12 protein-coding genes and 1 pseudogene are annotated in these 13,265 nt (G+C 57.7%); 8 read left to right on the forward strand and 5 right to left on the reverse strand.

Annotated features, from left to right (window positions below; genetic code table 11):
• Window position 1: 1 nt before the first annotated feature.
• The 3 genes from QMK52_RS01325 to QMK52_RS01335 form a co-directional block, all read right to left on the reverse strand.
• Window positions 2–517, reverse strand: a complete 516-nt coding sequence (locus QMK52_RS01325) for a hypothetical protein (RefSeq protein ID WP_005785385.1) — start codon at window positions 515–517, stop codon at window positions 2–4.
• Window positions 518–540: 23 nt separating this feature from the next.
• Complete coding sequence (locus QMK52_RS01330; RefSeq protein ID WP_005785384.1) at window positions 541–879, reverse strand: phage holin family protein; 339 nt, start codon at window positions 877–879, stop codon at window positions 541–543.
• 590 nt (window positions 880–1,469) lie between these two features.
• Window positions 1,470–2,204 carry a helix-turn-helix transcriptional regulator gene (locus tag QMK52_RS01335; protein WP_005785382.1) on the reverse strand — a complete coding sequence of 245 codons (735 nt, stop codon included), beginning with the start codon at window positions 2,202–2,204 and terminating at the stop codon, window positions 1,470–1,472.
• 186 nt (window positions 2,205–2,390) lie between these two features.
• Here QMK52_RS01335 and QMK52_RS01340 point away from each other — a divergent pair.
• From QMK52_RS01340 to fdxA, 4 genes and pseudogenes are all read left to right on the forward strand, one after another.
• Window positions 2,391–2,851: pseudogene (locus QMK52_RS01340) on the forward strand (zeta toxin family protein); the annotation flags it as partial.
• Window positions 2,852–2,896: 45 nt separating this feature from the next.
• On the forward strand, window positions 2,897–3,064 hold the full coding sequence (locus QMK52_RS01345; protein WP_005785379.1) for a hypothetical protein: 168 nt from the start codon (window positions 2,897–2,899) through the stop codon (window positions 3,062–3,064).
• Window positions 3,065–3,249: 185 nt separating this feature from the next.
• A complete protein-coding gene (gene mutS, locus QMK52_RS01350) occupies window positions 3,250–5,841 on the forward strand; it encodes a DNA mismatch repair protein MutS (protein ID WP_194440197.1) in 2,592 nt (863 codons plus the stop codon).
• 142 nt (window positions 5,842–5,983) lie between these two features.
• Complete coding sequence (gene fdxA / locus QMK52_RS01355; protein ID WP_005785286.1) at window positions 5,984–6,307, forward strand: ferredoxin FdxA; 324 nt, start codon at window positions 5,984–5,986, stop codon at window positions 6,305–6,307.
• Between the two features lie 461 nt (window positions 6,308–6,768).
• On the opposite strand, the gene apbC is transcribed toward fdxA, so the two are convergent.
• A complete protein-coding gene (gene apbC, locus QMK52_RS01360) occupies window positions 6,769–7,863 on the reverse strand; it encodes an iron-sulfur cluster carrier protein ApbC (protein ID WP_005785285.1) in 1,095 nt (364 codons plus the stop codon).
• 172 nt (window positions 7,864–8,035) lie between these two features.
• On the opposite strand from apbC, the gene metG reads away from it, so the two are divergent.
• The 4 genes from metG to QMK52_RS01380 all read left to right on the forward strand — a co-directional run bounded on the left by metG (window position 8,036) and on the right by QMK52_RS01380 (window position 12,127).
• Window positions 8,036–10,087, forward strand: a complete 2,052-nt coding sequence (metG, locus tag QMK52_RS01365) for a methionine--tRNA ligase (RefSeq protein WP_005785283.1) — start codon at window positions 8,036–8,038, stop codon at window positions 10,085–10,087.
• Window positions 10,088–10,174: 87 nt separating this feature from the next.
• Window positions 10,175–11,143 carry an electron transport complex subunit RsxB gene (gene rsxB / locus QMK52_RS01370; protein WP_005785282.1) on the forward strand — a complete coding sequence of 323 codons (969 nt, stop codon included), beginning with the start codon at window positions 10,175–10,177 and terminating at the stop codon, window positions 11,141–11,143.
• A 58-nt stretch (window positions 11,144–11,201) separates the two neighbouring features.
• Window positions 11,202–11,840 carry an endonuclease III gene (gene nth / locus QMK52_RS01375; protein WP_005785281.1) on the forward strand — a complete coding sequence of 213 codons (639 nt, stop codon included), beginning with the start codon at window positions 11,202–11,204 and terminating at the stop codon, window positions 11,838–11,840.
• A 107-nt stretch (window positions 11,841–11,947) separates the two neighbouring features.
• On the forward strand, window positions 11,948–12,127 hold the full coding sequence (locus QMK52_RS01380; RefSeq protein WP_005785279.1) for a PA3496 family putative envelope integrity protein: 180 nt from the start codon (window positions 11,948–11,950) through the stop codon (window positions 12,125–12,127).
• 82 nt (window positions 12,128–12,209) lie between these two features.
• Here QMK52_RS01380 and QMK52_RS01385 read toward each other — a convergent pair whose 3' ends face one another.
• On the reverse strand, window positions 12,210–12,842 hold the full coding sequence (locus QMK52_RS01385) for a response regulator transcription factor (protein ID WP_005785278.1): 633 nt from the start codon (window positions 12,840–12,842) through the stop codon (window positions 12,210–12,212).
• Window positions 12,843–13,265 lie beyond the last annotated feature (423 nt).

Genomic DNA, 13,265 nt, shown 5'->3' on the forward strand with positions numbered 1-13,265 from the left:
GCTACTCCGCCAGTGGTTTGTATTGGGCTGGATCGTCGATGTTGGAGACGTCCCAGGTGCAGGCAAACAGCGGCTGGCCTGTAGGATCTTCAAGTAACGGCGGCCCCAGATAGAGGGTTTGAGTAAACGAAACTGTCCAGGTGTCGTAGTCCGCATCAAGGGTGCTGCGCACAGCCGGAGCGGCGACGATATTTGCGGGCAAATCGCACTGTGCCTGGGGCAGGTCCCAACGGTTATCCAGCACAAGATCCATGAGTTGGCTGGCCAGGTCGCAGGCATCGAACGGCAATGCCCCGGGGGCGACCATGGCCCTGAGTGAAATGCTCAGCACGTGAGCCTTGCGCCCTTCGCGAGAGCGAATGCCCGGGCCATTGCCTTCGACTGTGACCTGCACACCGGTTTTTTCAGTGTCGTCCTGGAAGTCCTGATGACTGCCGACCTTGAGGTCCGGGAAAGCTGCATGCAGCGCAGCGCCCACGGCCTGGGGCAGTTGGGATGGCTTTTCGATAAGCGTCATTTTATGTAGCGTCCTTGCAACGATTACTGCGGGTCCTGGCGGGAGCCTTGGTTGATCCCGATGCGCTTGGCCGCCCACCGCTCATAAAGGCCGATAGCCACGTCGGCACCGGCCATGGCGGTCAGGCAACCAATGGCGCCGGCGGTCCAGATCGACATCCCCGCTGCGTAGCACAGCATCAGAGCCGAAACCCCGCAGACCATGCACGCCCCGGAACGCAGGGCCAGGCGTCGAATCAGCGACCAACCGCGAGCCCCTTCCTTATCGGCCCGCCACATCTCGCCGGATACGCCGCCGATCACGGCCAGTACGATGACCAGCCAGATAGGCATTTCCGCTAACGCTTGCTGTTCATTTGTCATGTCACGCCTCCTGGCTGAGCATTTAATAATCCATATTTCATTTACAGATGCTTCGATAGGTAGGCATTCCAAAAAGCCCGGTTGCCCGGGCTTTTCAGTAATGCGGTCCTCGGACTTTCGGCGCTACTGGCGCGGTACGGTCCTTTCCTCGATGTTTTTCCGACCACGATCCCTGTCTGCCGGATAACTGCTTCTGGTGCTTTACGCTGCACACCCGGGTCAGTTGCCAACCCTCTGAACCGTCAAGGCCGGTTCATCGCTGCCTGTTTTTGAAGCGTTGAAACTAAAGAGCGTCGGCATCCTTGCCGGTGTTGCCTGGCATCCCTGCCATCGCTTCGATGGCGTCCTTGCCGATGTTGCGTGCCTTCCTTGTCTTCCTTGGCAGCATCCTTGCCGCCTCCACCAGGCCTTGTTGGCTGGCTTGAGGTGAAGAATATGCATGTATGCATATACAGTCAATGCATCAATGCATTTATTTTTGCTATGGAAATGCACGAATGCATTTGAGGCCTTGCCAGCATGGGGTTTGCCGGTTTTTTCGGGGCGAAAAAAAACCCGCTCATAGGCGGGTTTCGTCTTACGCGAGGGGGTTAGCGGGCGTACATGCCCCACCAGAAAACATGACCGAGGATGCTGATCTGCTCATCCTGTATATCCTGGAAGCTGTAGTCCTCATCCGGATGCTCATCACGATTGAAACTGCGCAGGCGAATCCCGGAAGGCAGGCGGTAGAGCTGTTTAACTCGCAGCTGGCCGTTGTGATTGATGGCATACAGATCACCATCGACGATATCGCCAATGCCGCTTTTACCGGCGTTCACGCCAACCGTGGCACCGTCGCGCAATACCGGCAACATGCTGTTGCCGCGTACCGTCACGCACTTGGCCTGGTCGAACTGCACGCCGTTGTGCCGCAGACTGCGCTTGCCGAACCGCAGGCTGGCCTTCTCGCTTTCCTCGATGACGAATCTTCCTGATCCAGCAGCCAATTCAACCTCGCGCAGAAAAGGGATCGACACCTCGTCATCATTGACGGGGGTGTCATCGTCCCACAGGCTTATGTCCTTGAGTTCCGAATGCATCGGGTCGCGCCCGTCATCGCGCAAGGCTCCAACCGCAGCGCGCCCGCGCAGTTGGTCGGTGCTCACGCGAAAATACTCGGCGATACGGGAGATGTGTTTATCCGACGGATCAACGATCTTGCCGCTGAGGATCCGGGACAGTGTGGATTGAGGCACGCCGGTGCGCCGATGAAGCTCCGTGGGGGAGATCCGGTCGCGATCCAGCAGCTCTCTTAAGACGATAGAAACATTGCGTTTTTGCATAACGCGGATAGTGACGGGAGTTTTTGAGGTTGGCAAATGCTAATTTGCATATATCTACATAAAACGGATGTATTAAGTGACGTTTCGGCCAGTAAAGGAGCTGGACTCGCGTGATAGTCTCTACCTCACCACCGAAACAGATGGGGATGTTTGATTGAAGAGACCGCATTTCCCGAAGCAGGCAGGATGACACCGGCAGAGATTGATATTTCAGAAGAAGCACTGCGCTTTGCCCGCTCAAATAAAAAATCAATTGCCAAACGGCTGACAGACAAAGCTATCTATCCATCAGAAGAGTCACCGGTGTCCGTCTTCATGGCAGGATCACCCGGAGCAGGAAAAACCGAGGCCTCAATCGCTCTCGTGAACCTGTTCGCCGACACCCCCATCCTAAAGATCGACCCCGATGAGCTTCGCAAGGAGTTTGCCGCGTATCAGGGGGCGAACTCGTGGCTGTTTCAACAAGGCGTATCTATTTTGGTCGAAAAAATCGTCGACCTCGCATTGGATCAACGACAATCCTTCCTGCTCGATGGCACCTTTTCGAATCTAGAAATAGCTAGAAGCAATGTGGAACGCTCATTGAGAAAGGGCAGATCGTACAGATCTTGTACGTGTATCAAAACCCCATGCTTGCTTGGGATTTCGGCCGATCTAGCGGCTAAGCTCGGGCCACCATCAGGAGCGCGTTGATGATATCGATCAAGCTGGGCTTGTCCAAAGGTGCAAAAAGCTCCTTTGCCGACTTTATCCGTGACGCAAAATCCGAGCAGAAAAAGCGCGTCTACAGTGAGGTTCTGACTGAAGCGACCAAGCAGCAGAATCTCGTGATGATGAAGGCAGAAGCGAAAAGAGCTTGATTGCACACCGCCTTTCGAAGCCCGGCCCTGTGCCGGGCTTTTTATTGGGTTAATTTGCGTTTTACCTAGCCGTTTGCGACCTGCGAAGGGCCGACCTCGCGTGTTAACCTTGCCGCCATCGCAAAAAATGCTGGGCCAAGCGCCCCCTTTGCCCCATCACTTTCAACGAATTTGCCTACTACCCAATGAGTAAAAACACTTCAGACCTGTCCTCCCACACCCCGATGATGCAGCAGTACTGGCGCCTGAAAAACCAGCACCCTGATCAGTTGATGTTCTATCGCATGGGCGACTTCTACGAGATCTTCTATGAAGATGCGAAGAAGGCCGCCAAGCTGCTGGACATCACCCTGACCGCGCGCGGGCAGTCGGCGGGGCAGTCGATTCCGATGTGTGGGATTCCTTATCACTCGTTGGAAGGCTACCTGGTCAAGCTGGTGAAGCTGGGCGAGTCGGTGGTGATCTGTGAGCAGATCGGCGACCCGGCTACCAGTAAAGGGCCGGTGGAACGTCAAGTGGTGCGCATTATTACGCCGGGTACGGTGAGTGATGAGGCGTTGCTGGATGAGCGTCGCGATAACCTGATCGCTGCGGTGTTGGGCGATGAGCGTCTGTTCGGCCTGTCGGTGCTGGATATCACCAGCGGCAACTTCAGCGTGCTGGAGATCAAGGGCTGGGAGAACCTGCTGGCGGAGCTGGAGCGTATCAACCCGGTGGAGTTGTTGATCCCGGATGATTGGCCCAAGGACTTGCCGGCGGAGAAACGTCGTGGGACCAAGCGGCGTGCACCGTGGGATTTCGAACGTGATTCGGCGCTGAAAAGTCTGTGCCAGCAGTTTTCGGTGCAAGACCTTAAAGGCTTTGGCTGTGAAACGCTGACCCTGGCCATCGGCGCTGCTGGCTGCCTGCTCAGTTACGCGAAGGAAACCCAGCGCACCGCCCTGCCCCACTTGCGCAGCCTGCGTCATGAACGGCTGGACGATACCGTGGTGCTCGATGGCGCCAGCCGTCGCAACCTGGAATTGGATACCAACCTGGCCGGCGGGCGCGATAACACCCTGCAATCGGTGGTCGACCGCTGCCAGACCGCGATGGGCAGTCGCTTGCTGACCCGTTGGCTGAACCGTCCGCTGCGGGACTTGACCGTGCTGCAAGCGCGTCAAACCTCTATTACCTGCCTGCTCGATGGCTATCGCTTTGAAAAGCTGCAGCCGCAACTGAAAGAAATCGGTGATATCGAGCGTATCCTGGCGCGGATCGGCCTGCGCAATGCACGACCCCGCGACCTGGCGCGCCTTCGTGATGCCTTGAGCGCCCTGCCGCAGTTGCAACTGGCAATGACTGAGTTGGATACGCCTCACTTGCAACAGCTGGCGGTGACTGCCGGCACTTACCCGGACCTCGCGGCGCTGCTGGAAAAAGCCATCATCGACAACCCGCCCGCGATCATCCGTGATGGCGGCGTGTTGAAAACCGGCTACGACAACGAGCTGGATGAACTGCAGTCCCTGAGCGAAAACGCCGGCCAGTTCCTGATCGACCTGGAAGCCCGCGAAAAAGCCCGCACCGGTCTGGCTAACCTGAAGGTCGGCTACAACCGCGTGCATGGCTACTTTATTGAGTTGCCGAGCAAGCAAGCGGAGTCGGCGCCTATCGATTATCAACGTCGCCAGACGCTCAAGGGTGCCGAGCGTTTTATCACCCCAGAGCTCAAGGAGTTCGAAGACAAGGCGCTGTCAGCCAAAAGCCGCGCCCTGGCCCGGGAAAAGATGCTTTACGAAGCCTTGCTCGAGGATTTGATCAGCCGTTTGGCGCCATTGCAGGACACTGCGGCCGCCCTGGCGGAGCTGGATGTACTGAGCAACCTCGCCGAACGAGCGCTGAACCTTGACCTGAACTGCCCACGGTTTGTCAGCGAGCCATGCATGCGCATTGTGCAAGGTCGCCACCCGGTGGTGGAGCAGGTGTTGACCACGCCGTTCGTCGCCAACGACCTGTCGCTGGACGACGATACCCGCATGTTGGTGATCACCGGTCCGAACATGGGTGGTAAATCCACCTATATGCGCCAGACCGCGTTGATCGTGTTGTTGGCCCATATCGGCAGCTTTGTGCCGGCGGCCAGTTGCGAGCTGTCCCTGGTGGACCGCATCTTCACGCGGATCGGCTCCAGTGATGACCTGGCGGGTGGCCGTTCGACCTTTATGGTGGAAATGAGCGAGACCGCCAACATCCTGCACAACGCTACCGAGCGCAGTCTGGTGCTGATGGACGAAGTGGGTCGCGGCACCAGCACCTTCGACGGCCTGTCCCTGGCTTGGGCGGCGGCCGAACGTCTGGCGCATTTGCGCGCTTATACGCTGTTTGCCACGCACTACTTCGAACTCACGGTGTTGCCGGAAAGCGAGCCACTGGTGGCCAACGTGCATCTCAATGCCACCGAGCACAATGAGCGCATCGTGTTCCTGCACCATGTTCTGCCAGGGCCGGCGAGCCAGAGCTATGGCCTGGCCGTAGCACAGTTGGCCGGCGTGCCGAATGACGTGATTACTCGCGCCCGCGAACACCTCAGCCGCCTGGAAACCACAGCCCTGCCCCATGAAACCGTGGTCGCCAGCCCTGCCAAGGCCAGCAAGAAACCCGCCGCGCCGCACCAGAGCGATATGTTCGCCAGCCTGCCCCATCCGGTGCTGGATGAGTTGGCAAAGCTTGATCTGGATGACTTGACGCCGCGTAAAGCGCTCGAAATGTTATATGCACTGAAGACTCGGATATAACGCAGACGCTTGCAAGCTGATAGAATCTCGCGCGGTTTGGGATGCTGCGGGCTTTTAGCCTGGTCCGCAGACTATCGCTCTCAAACCTCGCGAACCCCACCACAAGGGGTTTCGCTGCCGCCGCCTGAGGAGAAAATTAGAAATGACCTTCGTCGTCACCGACAACTGCATCAAGTGCAAGTACACCGACTGCGTAGAAGTGTGTCCGGTGGACTGCTTCTACGAAGGCCCGAACTTCCTGGTTATTCACCCGGATGAGTGCATCGACTGCGCCCTGTGTGAACCAGAATGCCCGGCCGTCGCGATTTTCTCCGAGGACGAAGTGCCTGCGGAGATGCAGGAGTTTATTCAGCTGAACGTCGAGTTGGCGGAAATCTGGCCGAATATCACCGAGCGCAAAGACCCGATGCCCGATGCAGCGGAGTGGGATGGCAAAAAAGGTAAGATTGCAGACCTCAAACGCTGATAGCGTCGCCGCCCCCAAAAGGCCCCTTGCGGGCCTTTTTGCGTTTCTGAGGGGAGCGTTTTACTTTTCTACAGGCGAAAAAAGGGGCGGTATGACCCGCCCACATTTTTTCCCTAGTCCCTGTATTCCTTTTCATCATCCTGATGAATCGCATCCTGCGACGTTCCTTCAAACCATCGTTCCTTGATGGCTGTGTCAATCCGTGGACACAGGGCTGATGTTAGAGGGTTCGAAGATAAGTTCAACGCGACCCGGCTCGATCGACTGGCACGCTCTGACACCTAAACACAGATAAATAAGTCTTGTTTTTCAATGAGATGAAAAAAGTCTCAAAAAAATCGAGACGTCCATGCAAGATAAAAGAACCGATCACTTACGCAAAGGTAAGCAAATGCTTACACACACAATTGCGGAAAAGGGCAATAAGCCTCATTGCCCCCACCGCTTACTGTTGAAAGGCATCAGTCGTCACTGACAGTAATGGTCGGCATCGCCGGCGCAGCAGCTTCCTGCAAGACAATTCTCGCACCGACATGACGGGCCAGTTCCTGGTAGATCATCGAGATTTGGCCTTCAGGCTCGGCCGCCACGGTAGGTTTGCCACCATCGGCCTGCTCACGAATGCCCATCGCCAGCGGCAACGAAGCGAGCAGCTCGACACCGTACTGGGTCGCGAGCTTTTCGCCCCCACCTTCACCGAACAGATGCTCGGCGTGACCACAGTTGGAGCAGATGTGCACCGCCATGTTTTCCACGACGCCGAGCACCGGGATATTGACCTTGCGGAACATCTCGACGCCTTTCCTGGCGTCCAGCAGCGCGAGGTCCTGAGGCGTGGTGACGATCACCGCACCGGCCACCGGCACTTTTTGCGCCAGGGTCAGCTGAATGTCGCCGGTGCCTGGCGGCATGTCGATCACCAGGTAATCGAGGTCGCCCCAGGCGGTCTGTGTGACCAATTGCAGCAACGCCCCGGAAACCATCGGCCCGCGCCAGACCATCGGCGTGTTGTCATCGGTAAGAAAGGCCATGGACATCACTTCCACACCGAGCGACTCGATGGGTACAAACCATTTCTGATCCTTGACCTTCGGCCGCGTGCCTTCGGCGATGCCGAACATCACGCCTTGGCTTGGGCCGTAGATATCGGCGTCGAGAATCCCCACCCGCGCGCCTTCGCGGGCCAGGGCCAGGGCCAGGTTGGCCGCGGTGGTGGACTTGCCCACGCCACCCTTGCCGGAGGCCACCGCCACCACGTTCTTGACGTTGGCCAGGCCCGGGATCTGCGCCTGGGCCTTGTGCGGGGCGATCACGCATTGGATATCGACCTTCGCCGAACCCACGCCGTCGATGCCCTCAATGGCCATTTGGAGCATCTGCGCCCAGCCGCGTTTGAACAAGCCTGCGGCATAGCCCAGTTGCATCTGTACCGACACCTGGTCGCCCTGGACCTCGATACTGCGCACACAACCGGCACTGACCGGGTCCTGGTTCAAATAAGGGTCGGTGTACTGGCGAAGAACGGCTTCCACCGCTGCGCGATTGACGGCGCTCATGGGCTACTCCCGAAAAAAGACTGACTGAAACAGGCGGCTATCCTAACCGTTCCGGCGCTTGAGCGGCACGCTTTCGAGGTTCCGGAAGATTCTGAAACAGCGTCACGGGGTGAAATAAATTTCCCGGCGCTTTATAGTGGCCGACCTCCGTTTCATCAAGTAGCCGAGCCCCATGTCCGAGCCACGCAAGATCCTCGTCACCAGCGCCCTGCCCTATGCCAATGGTTCCATCCATCTTGGCCATATGCTTGAGTACATCCAGACCGATATGTGGGTGCGCTTCCAGAAGCATCGCGGCAATCAATGCATTTATGTCTGCGCGGACGACGCCCACGGTTCGGCCATCATGTTGCGTGCCGAAAAGGAAGGCATCACCCCGGAACAACTGATCGCCAACGTGCAGGCTGAACACAGCGCCGACTTTGCCGAGTTCCTGGTGGACTTCGACAACTTCCATTCGACCCACTCCGACGAAAACCGCGAGTTGTCGAGCCAGATCTACCTGCGGTTGAAGGAAGCCGGGCACATCGACCAACGTTCGGTGACCCAGTATTTCGACCCGGAAAAGAAGATGTTCCTGGCCGACCGCTTCATCAAGGGCACCTGCCCCAAATGCGGCACCGAAGACCAGTACGGCGACAACTGCGAAAAATGCGGCGCGACCTACGCACCAACCGACCTGAAGGATCCCAAGTCGGCGATCTCCGGCGCCACTCCGGTGCTCAAGGACTCGCAGCACTTCTTCTTCAAGCTCCCGGATTTCCAGCAAATGCTGCAAACCTGGACGCGCAGCGGTACCTTGCAGGACGCCGTGGCCAACAAACTCTCCGAATGGCTCGACAGTGGCCTGCAGCAGTGGGACATCTCCCGCGACGCGCCATACTTCGGCTTCGAGATCCCGGGCGAGCCGGGCAAGTATTTCTATGTATGGCTGGACGCGCCGATCGGCTACATGGCCAGCTTCAAGAACCTGTGCGACCGCACCCCGGAGCTGGACTTCGACGCGTTCTGGGGCAAGGACTCCACTGCCGAGCTGTACCACTTCATCGGCAAGGACATCGTCAACTTCCACGCGCTGTTCTGGCCGGCGATGCTTGAAGGCTCGGGCTACCGCAAGCCGACCGGCATTGCCGTGCACGGCTACCTGACGGTGAACGGGCAGAAAATGTCCAAGTCCCGTGGCACCTTTATCAAGGCGCGCACTTACCTGGACCACCTGTCGCCGGAATACCTGCGCTACTACTACGCATCCAAGCTGGGCCGGGGTGTCGACGACCTGGACCTGAACCTGGAAGACTTCGTACAGAAGGTCAACTCGGATCTGGTGGGTAAAGTCGTCAACATCGCCAGCCGTTGCGCCGGGTTTATCCACAAGGGCAACGCCGGTGTACTGGTAGCCGAGAACGCCGCACCGGAACTGACCGACGCCTTCCTGGCCGCCGCACCAAGCATCGCCGACGCCTATGAGGCCCGCGACTTCGCCCGCGCCATGCGCGAAATCATGGGCCTGGCCGACCGTGCCAATGCCTGGATCGCCGACAAGGCCCCGTGGTCGCTGAACAAGCAGGAAGGCAAGGAAGCTGAGGTTCAGGCTATCTGCGCCACCGGCGTCAATCTGTTCCGCCAGTTGGTGATCTTCCTCAAGCCGGTGCTGCCATTGCTGGCCGCCGATGCCGAGGCGTTCCTGAATGTGACGCCGCTGACCTGGAACGATCACGCCACCTTGCTCGGTAATCATCAGTTGAACGCGTTCAAGCCCTTGATGACCCGCATTGACCCGGTGAAAGTCCAGGCCATGACCGATGCTTCGAAAGAAGACCTGGTCGCCAGCCAGACCGATACCGGCCAATCCGCGCCTGCGGGCAATGGCGAACTGGCCAAGGACCCGATTTCTCCGGAAATCGATTTCGACGCCTTTGCCGCCGTGGACCTGCGCGTAGCACTGATTATCAAGGCCGAAGCCGTGGAGGGCGCCGACAAGTTGCTGCGCCTGACATTGGATATCGGTGACGAACAGCGCAACGTGTTCTCCGGGATCAAGAGCGCTTACCCGGACCCGTCCAAGCTCGATGGGCGCCTGACCATGATGATCGCCAACCTCAAGCCACGGAAAATGAAGTTTGGCATTTCCGAAGGCATGGTGATGGCGGCTGGCCCTGGCGGCGAAGAAATCTACCTGCTGAGCCCCGACAGCGGCGCCAAGCCGGGCCAACGCATCAAGTAACCCCTGCAAAATGCCCCGCTGTTGCCACGGCGGGGCTTTTCAGCTTGCCCACCTCCCTGGGCCGGGCGTCAACGCTATGATCACAGCATGAACCTCATTCAACGTATCGACGCGCTGCTGCCGCAGACTCAATGCGGCAAGTGCGGGCACCCGGGTTGCAAGCCTTATGCAGAAGGCATCGCCAAAGGCGAGGCCATCAACAAGTGCCCGCCCGGTGGGCAGGAAACCATCGCCGGGCTTGCGCAACTGCTGCGCCTGCCAATGCTGGACCTGGACACCAGCCGCGGGGAAGCGCCCGCGCAGATTGCCTATATCCGTGAGGCCGAATGCATCGGTTGTACCAAATGCATCCAGGCTTGCCCGGTGGACGCCATTGTGGGCGCCGCCAAGCTGATGCACACCGTGATTACCGACGAGTGCACCGGTTGCGACCTGTGTGTCGCCCCCTGCCCCGTCGACTGCATCGAGATGCGTGCGCTCGCTGACGTGCTGCCTATCGTGGGCGGCTTGGCAGCCAACGAGGAGGAGCGGCGTGAACGCGACCGCAAACGTGACCGGGCGCGGCGGCGTTTCGAACAACGTAACGCCCGCCTGCAACGTGAGGAAGCCTGCAAGCTCGCCGAACGCCTGACACGGGCCAAACGCGCAGCTGCGGTGGAAACGGCACAGGTCAATAATCATCAGGCCGCTCAGGACGCCGCAATCAAGCAGGCCAAAATCAGCGTCACCATGAGTCGCGCTCAATTGCACAAGTCGTTGAAGGCGTTTGGGCATCCCCCGACCTTTGAGCAACAGTCACAACTGATTATGCTGCAACGGCAGTTCGAGGCTTGCGAACAGGCGCTTGCTGCGCTGGAGGCCAACAGTGCGCCGCCGACAACGCCCCCAAAGAGCGCCGACCTCAAGCGTGCAAAGATCCAACTGGCCATGCGCCGAGCCGAGTTGAAAAAGGCCCAGGCCGAGCAGGCTGGCGAGCAGCAACTGGCAGCCTTGAGCGCTGCGTTGAACGCCGCCGAGCAGACGCTGCAGGATGCCGAGGCCAACACCGACGCCTGAACCTGCGCTTTGCATTGCTAACATCACGTCGACCGCCAGCAAGGAAACGTCCGCCCCTATGAATGCCGCAAAACGCCTGGAAATCTTCCGCAGGTTTCATGAAGACAATCCGGAACCGAAAACCGAACTGGCCTACTCCTCCCCCTTCGAATTACTGATTGCGGTGATCCTGTCAGCCCAATCCACGGACGTCGGTGTCAACAAGGCCACGGCCAAGCTGTATCCCGTGGCCAATACCCCGGCCGCGATTTACGCCCTGGGTGTGGAAGGCTTGTCCGAGTACATCAAGACCATCGGCCTGTATAACAGCAAGGCCAAGAATGTGATCGAAACGTGCCGCCTGCTGGTAGAGCTGCATGGTGGTGAAGTCCCGCAAACGCGCGAAGCCCTGGAAGCCTTGCCAGGGGTGGGCCGCAAAACGGCCAACGTGGTGCTCAATACCGCATTCCGGCAGTTGACCATGGCTGTGGATACGCACATCTTCCGGGTCAGTAACCGAACCGGCATTGCGCGGGGCAAAAATGTAGTCGAGGTGGAAAAGCAACTGATGAAGTTCGTGCCCAAGCCGTATTTGCTCGACTCCCATCATTGGCTGATCCTGCATGGGCGCTACGTTTGCCAGGCTCGCAAGCCCCGCTGCGGCAGCTGTCGCATCGAAGATTTGTGTGAATACAAGGACAAGACGTCCGACGATTGAGCGACCATTGCTTTTTTTGATCAGTCGATTGAAAAAATCTTTTTTACCCGTTCGCAGATTATCGCTATAAGGAGCCCCAATGGCAGTCTTAGCCCGGAGTTAATCTTATGAGCGCTGGCAAAGAACAACTGGAAGTGGAAGACGACCTCGCTGAGTCGGATGAGGACGCGGTAGAGACACCTGTAGAGGTAGCCAAGACCAATTTGAGCAAACGTCGCACTATCGACAATCTTCTGGAAGAGCGACGCTTGCAAAAACAGCTGGCCGATTACGACTTCGATCTGTGATCGATGCGTGAACGACCGGAAGCCTCCCTGACGGAGGCTTTTTTCTGCCGGATACACGGGTTTTGAGCGTTGCAACGTCCTCCTACACCAAGCCGTTGCGCTGGGCCAACTCGATCAGGTCCACAAGGGAGCGGGCATTGAGCTTGAGTAGCAGGCGGGTCTTGTAGGTACTGACGGTTTTGTTGCTGAGGAACATGCCGTCGGCAATCTCCTTGTTGGTTTTGCCACGTGCCAGTTGCTGCAGCACCATCATCTCTCGCCCCGACAAGCGTTCAACCATTTCAGCTTCACTGGCGTTGCCCATGGTTGAGCGCACTGAATTGAGCGCCTGGTTCGGGAAGTAGCTGTAGCCGGAGAGCACCGCCTTGATGGCGCTCAACAACTCGGTAAGATCCTGCTGTTTGCAGACATAGCCGGCCGCCCCTGCCTGCATGCAGCGCATGGAAAAATGGCCAGGGGCCTGGGACGTCAGCACCAGCACCTTGAACGATATGGCCTGCTTGGTTGAAGCCAACCGACAAATCACCTCCAGGCCGTCGAGCTTGGGGATTCCGATATCCAGTATCACAATATCCGGCATGTGTTCCCGTGCAAGTTGCAACGCATCGACACCGTTATCGGTCTCGGCAACGACCTCATAACCATGACGCTCCATTAGCATGCGCACAGCAAGACGAATGACGGGATGATCATCCACGATCAGCACTTTATTCATGAGAAAGTCCAATTTCGCTGTTCGAATTATTTAGAGCAAACACAATAGCCTAGTCGATTACTAGTTGGCATAGCATTCCACCCCGAGCAACGGCAGGGAGAGACCCAACCCACAGGAAGTTAGGAATTAGCCTACAAAAAATCGCAAACTTAGATGTATAGGGCTTTATGGATGCTTTCAGACTTTTCTCGACGCGCACATATTTTGAGTGAAATGTCCTTGGCATAAGCCTATGAAGGTAAACGCACCGCACAAGACTTTCAGGAAATGCCCCTTGCCTGGAGCCAGGCTGCACGCAGAACGACAAGGAAAGCCCGTCTGTATTAGTTCCATTTAACATATTTATAGAATTCCATAATTCCTACAGAAGATTCAACGAATAACCTCGCCATTGCAGTTATATGAGTGAATTTTCTGTCAGAC

The organism is Pseudomonas sp. P9_2 (genome assembly GCF_034008255.1).
Classification (GTDB): domain Bacteria; phylum Pseudomonadota; class Gammaproteobacteria; order Pseudomonadales; family Pseudomonadaceae; genus Aquipseudomonas; species Aquipseudomonas synxantha_A.